Consider the following 17770-nt stretch of genomic DNA (forward strand, 5'->3'; position numbering starts at 1 on the left):
TTGTAGTTGTCGAACTCCACCCGGGTCGGGTGATTCGTAACATTCCCGTCTCATCGAGCGCTTCTGCCGCGGGCGGACGGTCCGGTGCCAGCCGATAGGCTCACCCGCGTGCCATCCGAAGAATCGCTCACCTGGCCCCAAATCCTCGGCCGTCTGACCACCAATCAGACGCTGCTCTCCGGGCAGGCGGCCTGGGCGATGGACCAGATCATGACCGGGGCCGCGACCCCCGCGCAGATCGCCGGATTCGCCGTCTCGATGAAGATGAAGCGGCCGACGTCCGCCGAGGTCGCCGAACTCGCCGACATCATGCTCAAGCACGCCCGCCGGGTGCCGACCGACGTCATCGGCCGCGAGGTCGTCGACGTGGTGGGCACCGGCGGGGACGGTGCCAACACCGTGAACCTGTCGACGATGGCCGCGGTCGTCGTCGCCGCGTGCGGCGTGCCGGTGATCAAGCACGGCAACCGGGCCGCGTCGTCGCTGTCCGGTGGTGCCGACACCCTCGAGGCGCTCGGCGTGAAGATCGACCTCGGACCGGACGACGTGGCGCGCAGCGTCACCGAGGTCGGGATCGGCTTCGCCTTCGCACCGCAGTTTCATCCGTCGTACCGGCACGCGTCGGTCGTGCGCCGCGAGATCGGCGTCCCCACCGTGTTCAACCTCCTGGGCCCGCTGGCCAACCCCGCCGCACCCCGGGCCGGGCTGATCGGCTGCGCGTGGGGCGACCTCGCCGAGGTGATGGCCGGAGTCTTCGCCCAGCGCGGCTCCAGCGTCCTCGTGGTGCACGGCGACGACGGCCTCGACGAACTGACCACGACGACCACCAGCACGATCTGGCGGGTGCAGGCAGGCACAGTGGAACGGCTGACGTTCGACCCGGCGGCCTTCGGCTTCCAGCGGGCGCACCTGAGCGAGCTGACCGGTGGCGACGCCGAGGCCAACGCCGCGTCGGTGCGGGAGGTGTTCGGCGGAGCGAAGGGCCCCGTCCGCGACGCGGTGGTGCTCAACGCGGCGGGCGCGATGGTGGCCCACGCCGGACTGTCCAGCGACGCCAAGTGGGTGCCGGCATGGGAGTCGGGACTGGCCCGGGCGACCGAGGCGCTCGATTCCGGTGCGGCAGAACGACTCTTGGGTCGCTGGGTGCGCTTCACCCAGAAGCTCTGAGCGGACGCGGCACGGGTGTCACCCCGTAGCGGTCGTCGAGTGGATCCTCGGTGAGCTGGCGCGCCGCCAGCCGCGCCGAGCGCGCGAGCGCCGCCCACTCGCGTAGGGCACCCGCGGCGCCGATCGGGCTGACGTAGCCGACGTCCGTGCCGGTCTGCGGGTCCGTTCGCGTCGCCACGCGAACGATCCGCACGCCCGGCTGGCTCAGCCACCGCGCGATCAGGGCGGTCTCCTCGACCAAGGCCCCGCCCAGGGGCGCAGGCATCGCGAGGATGGTCTGAGCACCCGCGCAGATGGCCTCGACGACCGGCATCGGCGGCACCCCGCGCGCGGCGTTGCCTGCCGCGCCGAGTTGACCGTTCCGCACGACCGCCAGGTGCCAGCCACCGCTCCCGTCCGGCCGTGCGGCGACCAGTTCGGCGACGTCGACCAGGGCCCGGAGCCGCTGCCCCCGCCACAGGACGTCGATCGTGGTGGCCACGTGGTCGCGCAGCCGCGCCGCGGTCTCGTAGAGACCCCGGGCGGCGAGGTCGTCGACCGCGGCCAGTGCCGAGGCGAGGGCGGTGCGCTCGGCGCCGGTGATGAGACGCCGGGCCCGCTCGCCCGCCGGGGCGTACTCGTCGGCGCCGATGTCGCGCGCAGCCGGGCACGGGGCAAGTTCTCGTTCGGGACACTTGGTGCCGTGTCGTGCGGTGCGGGCCAAGCGGCCGCCGCAGGTGCGCAGACCGGTGTGGCGCGCCATCAACTCTGCGGTCTCGGCGGCGTCGGCCCGGGCCCGGAACGGGCCCACGATGTCGTCGTGCGTCGGGTTGCGGACCACCGAGAAGCGGGGGAACGGCTCGTCGGTCAGGGCCACCCACCACCAGCGGTGCGGGAACTTGGAGCGCCGGTTGTAGGGCGGGGCGTGTGCGGCGAGCAGGCGTAATTCCCGCACGCCCGCCTCGAGGTCGTGTGCGCACTCGACGTGGTCGACCGCCGTTGCGAGAGCGACCATCTCCTTCATCCGGGTGCGGGTGTCGGCGCCGTTGAAGTACTGCTTGACCCGGCGGCGGAGGTCGATCGCGGTCCCGACGTAGAGCACCTCGTCGGCGGGTCCGCGGAACAGGTAGACGCCGGGCCTGCTGGGCACGGCGTTGGCCAGGTGCCGTTTGCTGCGCTGGGCCGGCGTGACGTCGGGGAGGTACGACCGCAGGTCCGGGTAGGTGTGTATGCCCTGGTTGCCGACGCGTTCGATCAGCGCGTGCAGGACGTCGACGGTGGCCCGCGCGTCGTCGAGCGCGCGGTGCGTCGGCGTCGTCGTCGCGCGGAACAGGCGGGCCAGGGCCGAGAGCTTGACACTGGGCGCCTCGTCACGGGTCAACACGCGGCGGGCGAGCTTGACCGTGCACAACACGGGCGGTCGCGGCCAGACGAGGTCGCAGCGTTCGGTCGCCGCGCGCAGGAAGCCGATGTCGAAACCGGCGTTGTGCGCGACCACGACCGCGCCCTTGACGAACTCCAGGAACGACGGCAGCACCGACTCGATGCGCGGGGCGTCGCGCACCATCGCGGTGGTGATGCCGGTGAGCGAGACGATCTGCGGCGGGATGGATCTACCCGGGTCGACGAGCGTGGCGAGTTCGCCGATGACCTCGCCGCCGCGCACCTTGACCGCCCCGATCTCGGTGATCTGGTCGTGGTCGCCCCGGCCCGGCGCGCTCTCGTTGGCGCGGCCACCCGTGGTCTCCAGGTCGACGACGACGAATGTGGTGTCACGCAGCGACAGTCCCGACTCGCCCTCGAGTTCGTCGAGCGTCATCTGCGCCGGTGCGGCGCTACGTGCAGTGGGCGGGCTGCCGGGTCGACCCATGGCGATGACCGTAGGCGGGGTGACTGACACCGGTGTAGTTCTCCGCCGCTCGCCGGGCGGCGTGTCCTGTCGGTGGGCGCCGTTAGCGTGCGGATGACTCAACGAGAGGAGTGCTCATGGCACGGGACGAGATGCCCGACACCGGCAGCGTCGTGATCGATTGCGACGATTGCGCGGTTCGGGGGCCCGGATGTGACGACTGCGTCGTCAGTGTGTTGCTGGGAATCCCCGAGACGTTGCGCGCCGACGAGCGCCGGGCGCTCGAGGTGCTCGCTGACGTGGGGATGGCGCCGCGACTGCGGCTGGTTCCGATCCACCGCCACGGTGAACCTGGCGTTGCCTAGAGTCGCCAAACCGTACTCGCAGCGAAAATATTCCCGTCCTGCTGCTAAATTCGGGGCTTCTGTTGGACAACCCCGAAGCCGTTTCGTAACCTATCTGAGACCTACGCCCGGATTGGCCCGCTACCCAACGGCAGTTGTGAGGACGCGAAATCTTGAGGTTCGACCGCACGCAACGGAATACACGTGGAATTCGTCGACCCGTCGCAGGTGCGCTAGTCGCGCTGGCCGTCATGTCGGGTGCGCTGGCCGGAGGTGTGCAGGCCGACCCCGCGGCTGACGCCCTGGCGAAGCTCAACGAGCTGTCCCGTGAGGCCGAGCAGACCACCGAGGCAATGCACAGCGCCCAGCTCGATCTGACCGAGAAGATCGCGGCGCAGGAGATGGCCGACGCGCAGCACGCCGCTGACCTGGCCGCGGCCGGTGCCGCGAAGGCAGAACTGGCAACCTTCCAAGGTGCTGTGAACAAGGTTGCTGCCGCGCAGTACATGGGAGGCCGCACCGATGGCCTCGACGCCATGCTGACCGCCGCCTCCCCGCAGCAGCTCATCGACCAGCTCGCTGTGCAGCGAGTGATGGCGACCGAGATGTCGACCCAGATGCAGACCTTCCAGAAGGTCAACGCCGAGGCCGCACGCTCGGAGGCCGCGTCGGCCAAGTCCGCCGCCGAGGCCAAGACCGCAGCCGAGCAGGCCGCCGCGGTCCGTGCCGAACTGCAGTCCAAGCAGAGCAAGCTGCAGGTGCAGATCGCCGTCGTGAAGTCGCAGTACACCGCACTGACCCCCGCCCAGCGCGAAGCGCTCGCCGCGATCCCGCCGGCACCCGCACCTGCTCCCGCCCCCGGCGCCGTGCCGCCGGGTGATGGTGGACCGCAGATCCTGGCCGCCGCTCCCGTCGGCCCCATGGGACCGCCCGAGGCCGCCGTCGTTCCGCCTGCGCCTGCCGCCGAGGGTCAGATGGCCGTGCAGGCCGCGCTCACCCGCATCGGCTCGCCGTACTCGTGGGGCGGCTCGGGACCCAACGCCTTCGACTGCTCTGGCCTGGTGATGTGGGCCTTCGGTCAGGCAGGCAAGAACCTTCCGCACTCCAGCCAGGCGCTGGCCCGCGGCGGTCAGGCCGTCTCGATGGACCAGATGCAGCCCGGCGACCTCGTCACGTATTACTCCGACGCCTCCCACGTGGGCATCTACATCGGCGACGGAATGATGGTGCACGCGTCGACCTACGGCTCACCGGTGGCGGTCGCTCCGGTGAACAATGCGCCGATCCACAACGTTCGCCGGTACTGAGTTCAACGACTCTGGCTTCATCTCACTCTGGCGCGCAGCGCTGGGTCTGCTCCTCGTCGTCGAGCTGGCTGCGGCCATCACGCTGCTTGCGTGGCCTGCCGCGTCACCTCCGACCCCGGTAGCCCCGCCGCCGCAGCCAGCGGCAGCGCGCACCGTGCAGGTCATACCGATGGGTCCGGTGGCGGCCGGGCTGGCCGACCGGATACGGGGTGACTTCGACGGTGCCGCCGACGCGGTCACGCGCTTCTGGGGTGACGACTGGCGCCGTGACGTCGTGATCGTGGCAACGGGTTCCGACGAACAGTTCGCCACACTCGGCGGTGGCGGCACCGGACCGGGTTCCGACATCGCCGCGGTCACCACGTCCGAGCGCATCGTGTTCGCCCCGGGCGCGGCCGGGATGAGCGACTCCTCGCTGCGAATCGTGTTGACCCACGAACTGTTTCACTACGCGGCCCGACCGGCCACGGCGAACGACGCGCCGCGGTGGCTCACCGAGGGCGTCGCCGACTTCGTCGGACGTCCCGCCACCCCGCGCCGACCCGACCGCGCCGACGTGGCCGAACTCGGCAGCCTGCCGACCGACGCCGACCTCGACGCGGTGGGGCATGCACGGTCGGTGGCATACGACCGCGCCTGGTGGTTCAGCCGGTTCGTCGCCGACCGATACGGCACCGACGTGCTCCGCGAGCTGTACGTCGCCGCCTGCCGGCCCGGCCACCCCGACACCGACACCGCCATCCGGGAGACGCTCGGCGCCGACGTGCCCGTCGTGCTGGCCGACTGGCGGCGATGGCTCGACGGTTAACCTGACCTGATGTCTCGGATCCTGCTGGTGACCAACGACTTCCCGCCGCGGCGCGGTGGTATCCAGTCCTATCTCGAGAACCTGGTCGACGAACTGGTCGCGGCGGGCGAGCACACGCTGACCGTCTACGCGCCGACGTGGAAGGACTCGCAGGCCTACGACCGCCACGCCGCTGAGGTCGGTTACGAAGTGGTGCGACACCCGACCTCGCTGATGGTGCCCGAACCCTCGGTGGCTCGGCGGATGCGCCGGCTCATCGAGCAGCACGAGATCGACACCGTCTGGTTCGGGGCGGCGGCACCCCTGGCCCTGCTGTCCCCGCTCGCGCGGTCCGCGGGCGCTGGCCGCGTCATCGCCAGCACGCACGGGCACGAAGTGGGCTGGTCGATGCTGCCGGTCGCCCGATCGGCGCTGCGGCGCATCGGCAACGACGTCGACGTCATCACCTACATCAGCCAGTACACCCGCGGCCGGTTCGCGTCGGCGTTCGGTCCGAGGGCGGCGCTCGAGCACCTCGCTCCGGGTGTGGACACCGAACGCTTCGAACCAAACTCGGTGGCGCGCGCCGAACTCCGGGCCCGCTACGGACTCGGGAACCGCCCCGTCGTGGTGTGCCTGTCGCGGCTGGTACCGCGCAAGGGGCAGGACATGCTGATCCGCGCCCTGCCCACCATCCGCGAACGCGTCGACGGCGCCGCCCTCGTCATCGTCGGGGGCGGCCCGTACCGCGAGACGCTGCACCGGCTGGCCCACGAGTTCGGCGTCGCCGACCACGTCGTGTTCACCGACGGGGTGCCCTCCGAGGAGCTGGCGGCCCACCACGCGATGGCCGACGTCTTCGCGATGCCGTGCCGCACCAGGGGGGCCGGTCTGGACGTCGAGGGGCTGGGCATCGTGTTCCTCGAGGCCTCGGCGACGGGGGTGCCCGTGGTGGCGGGCCGCTCCGGCGGTGCGCCCGAGTCGGTGCGCGACGGCGAGACCGGGCTGGTGGTCGACGGCTGGGACGTCGGAGCCGTCGCCGCAGCCGTCGGCGACCTGCTCGCCGACCCCGACCGGGCCGCCGCGATGGGGCGGGCCGGCCGGCGCTGGGTCGTCGAGGAGTGGCAGTGGAAGGCCAGGGGCCGCAAGCTGTCCCGGCTGCTGACGGCCTAGCGCCGGGTCAGCCGACCGCCTTGGCGTACCGCCTTGGCGTACAGCGCGTCGATGTCGCCTGCGAACTTCTCCGCGACCACCTTGCGCTTGACCTTCAGCGTCGGAGTCAGCTCACCGGTGTCCTCGGTGAAGTCCACCGGCAGAATCCGGAACTTGCGGATCGCCTCGGCCTTGGACACGGCCTGGTTGGCGTCTGCGACCGCCGACTCCACCTCGGCCACCAGATCGGGATCCTCGGCGAGGTCGGCGACCGTCGCGTTGGCGTCCTTGCCGTTGCGTTCCTTCCAACCGGGGAACGCCTCGGGGTCGATGGTCACCAGTGCGGCGATGAACGGCTGGGCGTCGCCCACGCACATGGCCTGACTGACCAGCGGGTGTGCCCGCATGCGGTCTTCGAGGATCGCGGGCGCGACGTTCTTGCCGCCCGCGGTCACGATGATCTCCTTCTTGCGTCCGACGATGGTGAGGAAGCCGTCGTCGTCGATCGCGCCGAGGTCACCGGTCTTGAACCAGCCGTCGGTGAAGACCGCCTTGGTCTCCTCCTCGTTCTTCCAGTACCCGCCGAACACCACGCCGCCCTTCACCAGCAGTTCGCCGTCGTCGCCGAGGCGCATCGCGTTGCCGGGCACCAGCTTTCCGACCGAGCCCACCTTCAGCCCGTTCACCCGGTTCACGGTGATCGCCGCGCTGGTCTCGGTCAGGCCGTAGCCCTCGTAGATCGACAACCCCACGCCGCGGTAGAAGTGGCCCAGCCGGGCACCCAGCGGCGCGCCGCCGGAGATCGCCGATCGGCAGTTCCCACCCAGCGCCGCGCGCAGCTTGCCGTAGACCAGGCGGTCGAACAGTCCGTGCTTGAGCCGCAGGAGCAGCCCGGCGCCGCCGGTGTCCTGGGCCTTGCTCCAGTCGATCGCGGTGTTCACCGCGAGTTCGAAGATGCGGCCCTTGCCGTCGTTGCGGGCGTTCTGCTCGGCGGTGTTGTAGACCTTCTCGAACACCCGGGGCACCGACACCACCAGCGTCGGCTTGAACACCGCCAGGGTCGGGACCAGGTTCTTGACGTCGTTGGTGAAGCCCAGCGTCACCTTGTTGGTGAAGGCGGCAACGGTGATGGCTCGCGCCAGCACGTGCGCCAGGGGGAGGAAGACCAGCAGCTTCTCGCCCTTGTCGAGCTGTTCGGGGAAGCACGCCTTCGCCCCGCGGATCTCATGGAGCAGGTTGGAGTGCGTCAACTGGCAGCCCTTGGGCCTGCCCGTCGTGCCCGAGGTGTAGATCAAGGTCGCGGCGTCGGCCGACTCGATCCCTGCGAGCCGGGTGGCCAGCTCCGACGGATCGGTAGCGGCCCCCGCCGCGGCGAGCTGGTCGAGCGCCGCCTCCGACGATCCCTCGATCCGCAGCACGGTGCGCAGCTCCGGCAGCTCGGCGCGCTGCTGCTCGATCTTGTCGGCGTGGGCGTCGGTCTCGGCGAAGGCGAGCACCGCGCCGGAGTCCGCGAGCACGAACCGGATCTGCTCGGCCGACGACGTCTCGTAGATCGGCACCGTCACCGCCCCCGCGGCCAAGATCGCGAAGTCGATGATGGGCCACTCGTAGCGGGTCGAGGACAGTACGGCGACCCGATCGCCGGGCTGGACACCCTCGGCGATCAGGCCCAGGGCGGTGGCGCGCACCTGCGCCGCGACCTCGGCGCACGTGACGTCGGTCCACGTGCCGCCGACCAGGCGCTGGGCAATGACGTGGTTCGGGTCCTCGCGCTCGTGGGTGAACACGACACCGACGATGTTGTCGTGCTCGTCGACGGTGAACGATGCGGGCACACTGAACTCGCGCACGATCTTGGCCTTTCGCTGGTTTGCCGGCAGCCGTGGGTCACGGAGGGAATACCAGCGTAATGGGCTCTCTACACCTGTCGGGTTCGGCTGCCACCGCATCGGGCGATGTGTGAAGCTATGGCGCGATGAACAGCATTCAGATCGCGGACGAGACATTCGTGTGCGCCGATCCCGAGGCCGTCGGTGCGGCCGTGGCGGATCCTGCCAGCTGGCGACGCTGGTGGCCGGACCTGCGGCTCACCGTCGTTCAGGACCGCGGCCCGCAGGGGCATCGCTGGACGGTGACCGGTGCGCTCACCGGCACGATGGAGGTGTGGCTCGAACCCGTCCTCGACGGCGTCGTGGTGCACTACTTCCTGCATTCCGAACCCTCCGGTGTCGCGGCCTGGGAGCTGGCCCGGATGGACCTGCCGAAGATGAACCATCGGCGACGGGTGGCGGGCAAGGAGATGTCCTTCGAACTGAAGCGCTCCCTCGAGAGAACACGCGAGATCGGGGTATCCCGGCTGGCATGACGGCGGGCCGGCACGAGGCACGGGTATCTTTCAGGGCGCAAGGGCACCGACTGGTGGTCCGCCGACAGTGGCCGTGAGGCCGGAGACACCCGGGGAAGGGAACACGTGGCGGACAAGACTGCACAGACGATCTACATCGATGCCGATCCGGGCACGGTGATGGACGTGATCGCCGACATCGGCTCCTACCCCGACTGGGTGAACGAGTACAAGGAGACCGAGGTCCTCGAGACCGACGACGACGGGTACCCGCGGCGCGCACGCCTGGTGCTCGACGCCGCGGTGCTCAAGGACACGATGGTGCTCGCCTACGAGTGGCCGGCCGACCGGCAGTCGGTGACCTGGTCGCTGGTGTCCAGCTCGCTGCTGCGGGGACTCGACGGGGCATACCGGTTGAAGCCCAAGGGGTCTGGCACCGACGTGACCTATGAACTCTCGGTCGACCTCGTGATCCCCATGATCGGCCTGCTGAAGCGCAAGGCGGAGCGCAGGCTGACCGACACCGCGCTCAAGGACCTCAAGAAGCGCGCCGAGGCTGAGTGACGGGCAGCGGGGCGGTGGCCGCAACCCGAATCAGCCTGTTCGTCGGCAAGGGCGGAGTGGGCAAGTCGACGCTGGCCACGGCGACCGCGGTCCGGGAGGCGCGCAGCGGTGCGCGCGTCCTGATCGTGTCGACGGACCAGGCGCACTCCACCGGTGACGTGCTCGGCACCACCGTGGCGCCGACGGGCGAGCGCAAGCCCACCAGGATCCTCGCCGACCTCGAGACCGGCCTGACGGGTACCGGGGGCGGGTTCCTCGACGCGCTGGCGCTCGACACGCTTGCGCTACTCGAGCGGCACTGGCGCGAGATCGCAGCCACGCTGTCGGCGCGGTTCCCCGAGTCCGACCTCGGTGACGTTGCGCCAGAGGAACTCTCGGCGCTTCCCGGCATCCAAGAAGTCCTCGGTCTGCACGAGGTGGGGGAGCTGGCGGCCTCTGGCGCGTGGGACCACGTCGTCGTCGACTGCGCCTCGACCGCCGACGCCATGCGCATGCTGACGTTGCCCGCGACGTTCGAGTTGTACCTGGAGCGCGCATGGCCCCGCCACCGCAGGCTGTCGCTGGCATCCGAGGACGACCGGGCCACGGGCGTCATCGCACTGCTCGAACGGATCACCGCGGGGACCCAGCGACTGGGTGCGCTGCTCGTCGACGGCGATCGCGTGGCCGCCCACCTGGTGCTCACCCCGGAGCGGGTGGTCGCTGCCGAGGCGGTCCGGACCATGGGCTCGCTCGCGCTGATGGGCGTGGCGGTCAACGAGCTGATCGTGAATCAGGTTCTGCTGCAAGATGATTCCTTCGAGTACAGCAATCTGCCGGACCACCCGGCGTTCGATTGGTACACCGAACGGATCGCCCAGCAGCAGGCCGTGCTGACCGACATCGACACCGCCGTCGGCGACGTCAAGCTCGTCCTGGTGCCGCACGTCGCCGGAGAGCCGATCGGGCCCAAGGCGCTCGGCGAACTGCTCGACGCCGCACGCCTGCGGGACGGCTCCCCGCCACCGCCGCCGCCCACGCCCATCGTCGACCGTGAATCCGGCTCCGGTCTGGACGCGGTGTACCGGCTACGGTTGGAGTTGCCGCAGGTCGATCCGTCGGCGCTGACACTTGGTCGCGTCGACGACGATTTGATCGTCGGTGCAGGGGGTATGCGGCGGCGGGTTCGTCTGGCGTCCGTTCTGCGGAGGTGCATCGTGACGGGAGCGCACCTGCGCGGCACCGAACTGACCGTCCGATTTCGACCCAACCCGGAGGTGTGGCCCACATGAGCGAGGATCACGCTCCCGAGTTGCGCCAGCTCGCGCAGGCCATTCTCGAGCGCCTCGACCCGGCCGTCCGGATGGCCGCCGCACGGGCCATGGGTGGCGGCCAGGGCAAGTGCGAACAGGTCTGGTGCCCGGTGTGCGCGATTGCTGCGCTGATCAACGGCGAGCAGCATCCGCTGCTGACCGTGGTCGCCGAGCACAGCGTCGCGTTGCTGACCGTCGTGCGCGCCATGGTCGACACCATGGCCGAGACCCCCACCGCGGCGGCCCCGTCGGCCGAGTCGCCCACGCCAGCCGACGAGACGCCCGCGTCGGAGCCGGGCCGCTATCAACGGATTCCGATCGACGTCGACGAGTAGGTCACCGCGCGGGTGGTCGTGTGGTCGGCCTCTCACCGCGTGGGTAAAGTCGTCTCAGGGCTCCGTCCGGGCGCCCGCTGCGGGAGGTTCCATGTGGTATTGGCTGTTCAAGTACGTCTTCATGGGACCTCTGCTGCAGGTGCTCGGTCGCCCGAAAGTGCAAGGGCTCGAGAACGTTCCGAGTTCCGGCGCGGTCATCCTGGCCAGTAACCACCTCGCCGTCGCGGACAGCTTCTACAAGTGCCTGGTGGTCAACCGCCGGATCACCTACCTGGCCAAGGCCGAGTACTTCACCGGCACGGGGCTCAAGGGCTGGTTCCAGCGGTGGTTCTACACCGCCGCCGGGCAGGTGCCCATCGACCGGACCGACGCCGACGCCGCCCAGGGCGCACTGATCACCGCGGAGCGCATCCTCGGTGAGGGCAAGGTGCTCGGCATGTATCCCGAGGGAACCCGCTCACCGGACGGGCGGCTGTACAAGGGCAAGACCGGGCTCGCCCGCCTGGCGCTGACCACCGGCGTTCCCGTCATTCCGGTCGCGATGATCGGAACCGACCAGGTGAACCCCCCGGGCAGCAAGATGTGGCGGTTCGGCCGCGTCGAGGTCCGGTTCGGCGAGCCGATGGACTTCTCCCGCTTCGAAGGTCTCGCGGGCAACCGGTTCATCGAGCGCGCCGTCATCGACGAGGTCGTTTACGAACTGATGCAGCTATCCGGCCAGGAATACGTCGACCTGTATGCGGCCGACGTCAAGACCGCTCAGGAGGGGGATGCCGGAAAGCCGGCCAGTAGGTTTCCGGAGTCCGCAGCCGGCTGATCCCGCCGACTAGTCGATCGCAGCCGCCCCGCGACCGCGCCGACCACGACGATCACCGCCAGCGCCCACCACAGGTAGGAACCACCGGCCAGCTGGCGCCACAGCGGCGCCGCAGTCTCCTCGTGGGGTGTCATCAAGGTGATCGGCGTCCACACCACGAGGGCGATGCCGCCCACGCTGACGACCGCGAGTGCGACGTCGCGGTAGCGGTAGGCGACGACGGTGGTCACCAGCAGCGTCGGCAGCACCCACACCCAGTGGTGTGACCACGAGACCGGCGACACCACCAGGCCGAACATGGCCACGCAGATCAACGCCAGCACCGGCGCCTCGTCGACCGCGGCCGGCGCGTCGGCGCGGTGGCCACGCAGGATGCGCAGCGCGGCCCACACCGTCAGCCCCAGCACGGCGAAGCACGCCGCCGTCCACAGCACGAACCGCAGGTCGTCGCCGATGCCGAGACGCGCCAGCAGACCCGCGATGTTCTGGTTGGTGTTCAGCGTCGCGGTGCCGATCCGGCCGGTGTCGTGCACGGTCTCGGTCCAGTACTGCAGCGAGTCGCGCCAGGCGAGCGCGACGCCGAGCAGGGTCGCCACGACGGTCGACGCGGCCGTGACGAGCACGGCCCTGGTGTCGCGGCGCAACAGTAGGTAGAGCACGAACACCGCGGGCGTCAGCTTGAGGGCCACCCCGATGCCGAGGAGCAGTCCGCGCGGCCACGGCGTCCGGCGCGGCACCAGGTCGGCGATCACCAGCGACATGAGCACCACGTTGATCTGGCCGAACTCGAAGTTCGCCCGGATCGGCTCGAAGTAGACGACGGCAGGCGCCACGACCGCTGCGGCGATCCACCCGCGGCGGGCCCAGGCCGGATCGGTCACGGCGGCGGAGGTCGACCACACCCCGAGGCGGGTCAGCACGATCCACGTCGAGGCGATGAGCAGCACGAACGTGATGACGGTGATCGTCGCGCTGGCCGCAGGCAGCGGCAGCCACGCGAACGGAGCGAACACGATCGCGGCCAGCGGCGGATACGTGAACGGCAGATCCAGCCCGGCCTCGGTGTGGAACACGGTGTCCGCGCTGTAGAGGCGCGTGCCGTCGAGCCACGCGCGACCGCCCATCCGGTAGACGTCGATGTCGATGCGATACGGCGTGTGCCCGAGGAGTCGCCAGCCCGCCCAGGCCACGGCGACCAGCACGAGGAGCTGGAACGACCGCCACGCCACGGTTGGCCACCACCCAGCCCGACCGGGCGTCTGCCGCTTACTCATGTCGGGTCACAGCGTATCGGTGGGGGTGGTGTCCCCTCGCGTCCGCTCTGCCCGCCCCGGCGCGTCCGGGACCCAACAACCCTGCGGCGGGTGCAGGTCGGCGTAAGTTTCCGGTCGTGCACCTCACGGTCCAATTCGACTTCGTCACGCGTGAACGCATTCCGTTGCTCTGCTGCCTGGTCGCGTTCATCCTGACGTTCTTCGTGACGCGCACGATCGTCCGCTACATCCGACGGCATGCCGGCAGCGACGCACCACGCAAGTGGTGGCAGCCGCGCAACATCTCGGCCGGTGGCGGTCTGCACATCCACCACGTGGTGATCGGCGTGGTCCTCGTCATGGTCTCGGGGGTGACGATGGTGACGCTCGCAGTGAACGGGGGAGTGGTCGAGTTCACTGTCGCCGCAGTCGGTTTCGGCATCGGCGCGGCACTGGTGCTCGACGAGTTCGCGTTGATCCTGCACCTGCAGGACGTGTACTGGGCCGAGGACGGCCGCACCTCGGTCGATGCGGTGTTCGCCGCGGTCGCCGTCGCCGGACTGCTCGTACTCGGTTTCAACCCGCTGTCGTTCTTCGACGTCGGCATCTGGCGTGACGACCACTCGATCGAGGCGAGGGCCACGGTGGTCGTCATCGCCGTGCTCACGCTGCTACTGGCCGTCGTCGTCCTGCTCAAGGGCAAGGTGTGGACGGGTCTGGTCGGCATGTTCATCACGCCGCTGTTGATCGTGGGGGCGGTGCGGTTGTCGCGGCCCCATGCGCCGTGGGCACGGTGGCGGTACACCACGCGGCCGCGAAAGATGCACACGGCGCTGGAACGCGAGCGCAAGCTGCGCAGGCCCGTCGTGCAGGCGAAACTGTGGCTGCAGCACATCGTGGCCGGTGAACCGCAGTTCCCCGACGACGCGAAGGTCGACGCGGAACTCGATCGCGAGATTCATGCCGCGCCCGCCCCGGCGGTCACGGCCCCGGCTACCAGGGGAGCGGCCTGAGCGTGCGGTACTTCTACGACACCGAGTTCATCGACGACGGCCGCACCATCGAGCTGATCTCGATCGGGGTGGCCGCCGAGGACGGCCGCGAGTACTACGCGATCTCCTCGGAGTTCGACCCCGACCGTGCAGGCCCGTGGGTCCGCAAGCACGTCCTGCCCAAGCTGCCGTCACCCGCGTCGCGACAGTGGCGCTCGCGCAGGGAGATCCGGTCGGACCTCGAGGACTTCTTCGACATCGACGGTGACCGGCCCATCGAACTGTGGGCGTGGGTTGGCGCATACGACCACGTGGTGCTGTGCCAGCTGTGGGGACCGATGACGGACCTGCCCCCGGCGATCCCTCGGTTCACCAGGGAGTTGCGGCAGTTCTGGGAGGAACGCGGTTCGCCGAGGATGCCGCCGCGTCCGCGCGATGCCCACGACGCGCTGGTCGACGCCAAGCACAACCTGCTCCGATATCGGCTGATGACGGCCGACGACGACGACGGGTCCTGGGCAGTGCGCTCCTGAGCTGCGGGTATGCCCCGTGCGGTGCCTGACGGTCGCTGGCGAAAACGACTGTTCATGCCCGCTACCATGGACGGGTGAATTGGACCGTCGACGTACCCATCGACCAGCTGCCGGATCTGCCGCCGCTGCCTGAGGATCTGCGCCACCGGCTCGACGCCGCGCTGGCCAAGCCCGCGCTGCAGCAGCCCAGCTGGGATGCCAGCCAGGCGAAGGCGATGCGGACGGTGCTCGAGAGCGTCCCGCCGGTGACCGTGCCGTCGGAGATCGAGCGCCTCAAGGCTCACCTGGCCGACGTGGCGCTGGGCAAGGCGTTCCTGCTGCAGGGTGGCGACTGCGCCGAGACGTTCGTCGACAACACCGAGCCGCACATCCGCGCCAACATCCGCACGCTGCTGCAGATGGCCGTGGTACTCACCTACGGCGCCAGCATGCCGGTGGTCAAGGTGGCCCGCATCGCCGGGCAGTACGCGAAGCCGCGGTCGTCGGACATCGACGCGCTGGGCCTGCGGTCCTACCGCGGCGACATGGTCAACGGCTTCGCGCCGGATGCGTCGGTGCGCGACCACGACGCGTCCCGGCTGGTGCGTGCCTACGCCAATGCCAGTGCCGCGATGAACCTGGTGCGTGCGCTGACGTCGTCGGGCATGGCCTCGCTGCAGAAGGTGCACGACTGGAACCGCGAGTTCGTCCGGACGTCGCCCGCGGGTGCCCGCTACGAGGCGCTCGCCGGTGAGATCGACCGCGGCCTGCGCTTCATGAGCGCCTGTGGAGTCGACGACCGCAACCTGCAGACCGCGGAGATCTACGCCAGCCACGAGGCGCTGGTGCTCGACTACGAGCGGGCGATGCTGCGGATGGACTACGACGGGGCCGAGGTCGACGGGTCCAGCCCGAAGCTCTACGACCTGTCCGCGCACTACTTGTGGATCGGGGAGCGCACCCGCCAGCTCGACGGCGCGCACGTCGCGTTCGCCGAGGTGATCGCCAACCCGATCGGCATCAAGATCGGGCCGAGTACGTCACCGGAACTGGCGGTCGAGTACGTCGAACGCCTCGACCCGAACAACGTGCCGGGCCGTCTGACCCTGGTCAGCCGGATGGGCAACGGCAAGGTGCGCGACGTGCTGCCCGCGATCATCGAGAAGGTCGAGGCCTCCGGCCACCGGGTGATCTGGCAGTGCGACCCCATGCACGGCAACACCCACGAGTCGTCGACCGGGTACAAGACGCGGCACTTCGACCGGATCGTCGACGAGGTGCAGGGCTTCTTCGAGGTGCACCGCAGCCTCGGCACGCACCCGGGTGGCATCCACGTCGAGATCACCGGTGAGAACGTCACCGAGTGTCTTGGTGGGGCACAGGACATCTCGGACACCGACCTCGCCGGCCGGTACGAGACGGCATGCGACCCGCGGCTGAACACGCAGCAGAGCCTGGAGCTGGCGTTCCTGGTTGCGGAGATGCTCCGGGACTAGAGCCCCAGCGCAGGCAGGTTGCTGCCGAGCGTCCAGGCGCCTGCGGCGATCAGGCCGGTCAGCGTCAGGATGGCGATCAGCCAGAACGTGGTGACCCGCTTGCCGCGCTGCCTGGCCAGTTCGAGTTCGTCGATCTCGATGCCGGCGAATAGGCCTGCGGGGCGGCGGTATTCGACCTCGTCGGGACTGGACGGACCCCTGGTGAAGGCCCGGGTCGGCCGCCGTACGTGGTGCACGGTGGCCGCGGCGTGCTGAGCCGAGTTGCGCGGGGCGGGCACCCGGAACGCGGGCAGGCCGAGTTCGGTGACGACGTCGTCGAGTTCGGCGGCCATGTCCTGGGCGTCGGCGAACCGGGCGTCGGGATCGCGGGCCGTCGCGCACGCCACCAGGTCGTCGAATTGGCATGGGACGCCTGCGATCGCAGCGCTCGGCGGCGGCACGTCGTTGTCCATCCGCTGATAGGCCACGGCCAGCGCGTTGTCACCGGTGAACGGCGTGGCGCCGGTGAGCAGTTCGTAGGCGAGTATCCCGACGGCGTAGACGTCGCTGCGTGGGTCGGCGTCACCGGTGCCGACCTGTTCGGGCGACAGGTAGGCCGCCGTACCCAGCATGACGCTGGTCGACGTGATCTTCGCCTCGGCGACGGCACGGACGAGCCCGAAGTCGGCGATCTTCACATCGCCGTCGTCGGAGATCAGCACGTTCTCCGGCTTCACGTCGCGGTGCACCAGACCCGCGCGGTGGGCCACCGCCAGCCCGCCGAGCACGGGGGCCAGCACGGCCGCGACCGCGTGCGGCGGCATCGGGCCGCGCTCCTCGAGCAGTTCGCGCAGTGTGCCGCCCTCGACCAGTTCCATGACGAGGAAGGCGTGCCTGCCGTCGAGTCCCTGGTCGTACACCGAGACCAGCCCCGGATGCTTCAGCCGCGCGACAGCCCGTGCCTCGCGCTGGAACCGGACCATGAACTGCTGATCGCCCGCATACCGGGGATCCATCACCTTCACCGCGACGGGCCGGTCCAGGCGGATGTCGAGACCGCGGTACACGGTGGACATGCCTCCCGTCGCGATCGGGGTGTCCACCCGGTATCGGCCATCCAGGACGGCACCGACGAGCGGGTCCGAACACTGGCTGGTCTCCACGCGTGCATCTTAGACTCGGTGCCGTGAGCAACATTCCGGCCGCCGATGACGTCCTCGACTCCGACGAGGCGGTCTACGACCTCCCCGCCGTCGCATCCCTTCTGCGCATCCCCGTGTCCAAGGTGATCCAGCACCTGAAGGAACGACACCTTCTGGGGGTGCGCCGAGGCGGCTCCGTCGTGGTGCCGAAGGTCTTCTTCGAGAACGGCCGCGTGGTCAAGTCGCTACCCGGTCTGCTGGTCGTGCTGCACGACGGAGGATTCGAGGACACCGAGATCGTGCGGTGGTTGTTCACCCCGGACGAGTCGCTCACGGTCATCCGCGACGGCGGCACGGCGCCTCAGTCCAACGCCCGGCCGGTCGACGCGCTGCACTCGCATCAGGCGCGAGAGGTCGTGCGGCGCGCCCAGGCGATGGCATATTGACCGTGCCACGGTC

18 protein-coding genes are annotated in these 17770 nt (G+C 69.8%); 14 read left to right on the forward strand and 4 right to left on the reverse strand.

Annotated features, from left to right (window positions below; genetic code table 11):
• The first annotated feature begins 108 nt into the window (after positions 1-108).
• Positions 109-1167 (forward strand): anthranilate phosphoribosyltransferase, encoded by a 1059-nt coding sequence (trpD, locus tag G6N61_RS02140; protein ID WP_163916891.1) that lies wholly within the window; start codon positions 109-111, stop codon positions 1165-1167.
• On the opposite strand, the gene G6N61_RS02145 is transcribed toward trpD, so the two are convergent.
• Complete coding sequence (locus G6N61_RS02145; RefSeq protein WP_163916893.1) at positions 1151-3016, reverse strand: DEDD exonuclease domain-containing protein; 1866 nt, start codon at positions 3014-3016, stop codon at positions 1151-1153. The two genes, trpD and G6N61_RS02145, sit on opposite strands and share 17 nt — an antisense overlap.
• A gap of 116 nt (positions 3017-3132) precedes the next feature.
• Between G6N61_RS02145 and G6N61_RS02150 the strand changes: the two genes are divergently transcribed.
• From G6N61_RS02150 to G6N61_RS02165, 4 genes are all read left to right on the forward strand, one after another.
• Positions 3133-3360: a hypothetical protein gene (locus tag G6N61_RS02150; RefSeq protein WP_163916895.1), complete on the forward strand. Its 228-nt coding sequence runs from the start codon at positions 3133-3135 to the stop codon at positions 3358-3360.
• A 152-nt stretch (positions 3361-3512) separates the two neighbouring features.
• Entirely contained in the window at positions 3513-4646 is a 1134-nt protein-coding gene (ripC, locus tag G6N61_RS02155; RefSeq protein WP_220101430.1) for a peptidoglycan hydrolase RipC, read from the forward strand.
• The gene (locus tag G6N61_RS02160; protein ID WP_163916900.1) at positions 4615-5454 is read left to right on the forward strand and encodes a peptidase; all 840 of its coding nucleotides are present in this window, start codon (positions 4615-4617) and stop codon (positions 5452-5454) included. The genes ripC and G6N61_RS02160 overlap by 32 nt, the downstream gene beginning before the upstream one ends.
• Positions 5455-5463: 9 nt before the next feature.
• Positions 5464-6606 carry a glycosyltransferase family 4 protein gene (locus G6N61_RS02165; protein WP_163916902.1) on the forward strand — a complete coding sequence of 381 codons (1143 nt, stop codon included), beginning with the start codon at positions 5464-5466 and terminating at the stop codon, positions 6604-6606.
• Here G6N61_RS02165 and G6N61_RS02170 read toward each other — a convergent pair.
• Entirely contained in the window at positions 6603-8435 is a 1833-nt protein-coding gene (locus tag G6N61_RS02170) for an AMP-dependent synthetase/ligase (protein ID WP_163916904.1), read from the reverse strand. The genes G6N61_RS02165 and G6N61_RS02170 overlap by 4 nt on opposite strands.
• A 125-nt stretch (positions 8436-8560) precedes the next feature.
• Between G6N61_RS02170 and G6N61_RS02175 the strand changes: the two genes are divergently transcribed.
• The 5 genes from G6N61_RS02175 (at position 8561) to G6N61_RS02195 (ending at position 11937) form a co-directional block, all read left to right on the forward strand.
• The gene (locus tag G6N61_RS02175; protein ID WP_163916906.1) at positions 8561-8950 is read left to right on the forward strand and encodes a polyketide cyclase / dehydrase and lipid transport; all 390 of its coding nucleotides are present in this window, start codon (positions 8561-8563) and stop codon (positions 8948-8950) included.
• 105 nt (positions 8951-9055) lie between these two features.
• Complete coding sequence (locus tag G6N61_RS02180) at positions 9056-9493, forward strand: SRPBCC family protein (protein ID WP_163916909.1); 438 nt, start codon at positions 9056-9058, stop codon at positions 9491-9493.
• A gap of 14 nt (positions 9494-9507) precedes the next feature.
• Positions 9508-10764: an ArsA family ATPase gene (locus tag G6N61_RS02185; protein WP_407666358.1), complete on the forward strand. Its 1257-nt coding sequence runs from the start codon at positions 9508-9510 to the stop codon at positions 10762-10764.
• Complete coding sequence (locus G6N61_RS02190; protein ID WP_163916913.1) at positions 10761-11120, forward strand: hypothetical protein; 360 nt, start codon at positions 10761-10763, stop codon at positions 11118-11120. Before G6N61_RS02185 ends, G6N61_RS02190 begins: the two co-directional genes overlap by 4 nt.
• Before the next feature lie 91 nt (positions 11121-11211).
• On the forward strand, positions 11212-11937 hold the full coding sequence (locus G6N61_RS02195; RefSeq protein WP_163916915.1) for a lysophospholipid acyltransferase family protein: 726 nt from the start codon (positions 11212-11214) through the stop codon (positions 11935-11937).
• Here G6N61_RS02195 and G6N61_RS02200 read toward each other — a convergent pair.
• Positions 11880-13211 (reverse strand): glycosyltransferase 87 family protein, encoded by a 1332-nt coding sequence (locus G6N61_RS02200; RefSeq protein WP_163916917.1) that lies wholly within the window; start codon positions 13209-13211, stop codon positions 11880-11882. The genes G6N61_RS02195 and G6N61_RS02200 overlap by 58 nt on opposite strands.
• Before the next feature lie 116 nt (positions 13212-13327).
• On the opposite strand from G6N61_RS02200, the gene G6N61_RS02205 reads away from it, so the two are divergent.
• The 3 genes from G6N61_RS02205 to G6N61_RS02215 all read left to right on the forward strand — a co-directional run bounded on the left by G6N61_RS02205 (position 13328) and on the right by G6N61_RS02215 (position 16190).
• The gene (locus G6N61_RS02205) at positions 13328-14203 is read left to right on the forward strand and encodes a hypothetical protein (RefSeq protein WP_163916920.1); all 876 of its coding nucleotides are present in this window, start codon (positions 13328-13330) and stop codon (positions 14201-14203) included.
• Between the two features lie 2 nt (positions 14204-14205).
• On the forward strand, positions 14206-14715 hold the full coding sequence (locus tag G6N61_RS02210) for a polyadenylate-specific 3'-exoribonuclease AS (protein WP_163916921.1): 510 nt from the start codon (positions 14206-14208) through the stop codon (positions 14713-14715).
• A gap of 74 nt (positions 14716-14789) precedes the next feature.
• Positions 14790-16190 (forward strand): class II 3-deoxy-7-phosphoheptulonate synthase, encoded by a 1401-nt coding sequence (locus tag G6N61_RS02215; RefSeq protein WP_163916923.1) that lies wholly within the window; start codon positions 14790-14792, stop codon positions 16188-16190.
• Here G6N61_RS02215 and G6N61_RS02220 read toward each other — a convergent pair.
• A complete protein-coding gene (locus G6N61_RS02220; RefSeq protein WP_163916925.1) occupies positions 16187-17332 on the reverse strand; it encodes a protein kinase domain-containing protein in 1146 nt (381 codons plus the stop codon). The two genes, G6N61_RS02215 and G6N61_RS02220, sit on opposite strands and share 4 nt — an antisense overlap.
• 23 nt (positions 17333-17355) lie before the next feature.
• Between G6N61_RS02220 and G6N61_RS02225 the strand changes: the two genes are divergently transcribed.
• Positions 17356-17757 (forward strand): Rv2175c family DNA-binding protein, encoded by a 402-nt coding sequence (locus G6N61_RS02225; RefSeq protein WP_163916927.1) that lies wholly within the window; start codon positions 17356-17358, stop codon positions 17755-17757.
• Positions 17758-17770: the final 13 nt, after the last annotated feature.

Origin of the sequence: Mycolicibacterium arabiense, from assembly GCF_010731815.2 — a bacterium.
Lineage (GTDB): Bacteria > Actinomycetota > Actinomycetes > Mycobacteriales > Mycobacteriaceae > Mycobacterium > Mycobacterium arabiense.

Coding starts and splice junctions, on each gene's coding strand:
- G6N61_RS02150 (WP_163916895.1), top strand. CDS start 3,133: ATGGCACGGGACGAGATGCCCGACACCGGCAGCGTCGTGATCGATTGC.
- G6N61_RS02145 (WP_163916893.1), bottom strand. CDS start 3,016: ATGGGTCGACCCGGCAGCCCGCCCACTGCACGTAGCGCCGCACCGGCG.
- G6N61_RS02175 (WP_163916906.1), top strand. CDS start 8,561: ATGAACAGCATTCAGATCGCGGACGAGACATTCGTGTGCGCCGATCCC.
- G6N61_RS02165 (WP_163916902.1), top strand. CDS start 5,464: ATGTCTCGGATCCTGCTGGTGACCAACGACTTCCCGCCGCGGCGCGGT.
- G6N61_RS02200 (WP_163916917.1), bottom strand. CDS start 13,211: ATGAGTAAGCGGCAGACGCCCGGTCGGGCTGGGTGGTGGCCAACCGTG.
- G6N61_RS02195 (WP_163916915.1), top strand. CDS start 11,212: ATGTGGTATTGGCTGTTCAAGTACGTCTTCATGGGACCTCTGCTGCAG.
- G6N61_RS02160 (WP_163916900.1), top strand. CDS start 4,615: ATGCGCCGATCCACAACGTTCGCCGGTACTGAGTTCAACGACTCTGGC.
- G6N61_RS02190 (WP_163916913.1), top strand. CDS start 10,761: ATGAGCGAGGATCACGCTCCCGAGTTGCGCCAGCTCGCGCAGGCCATT.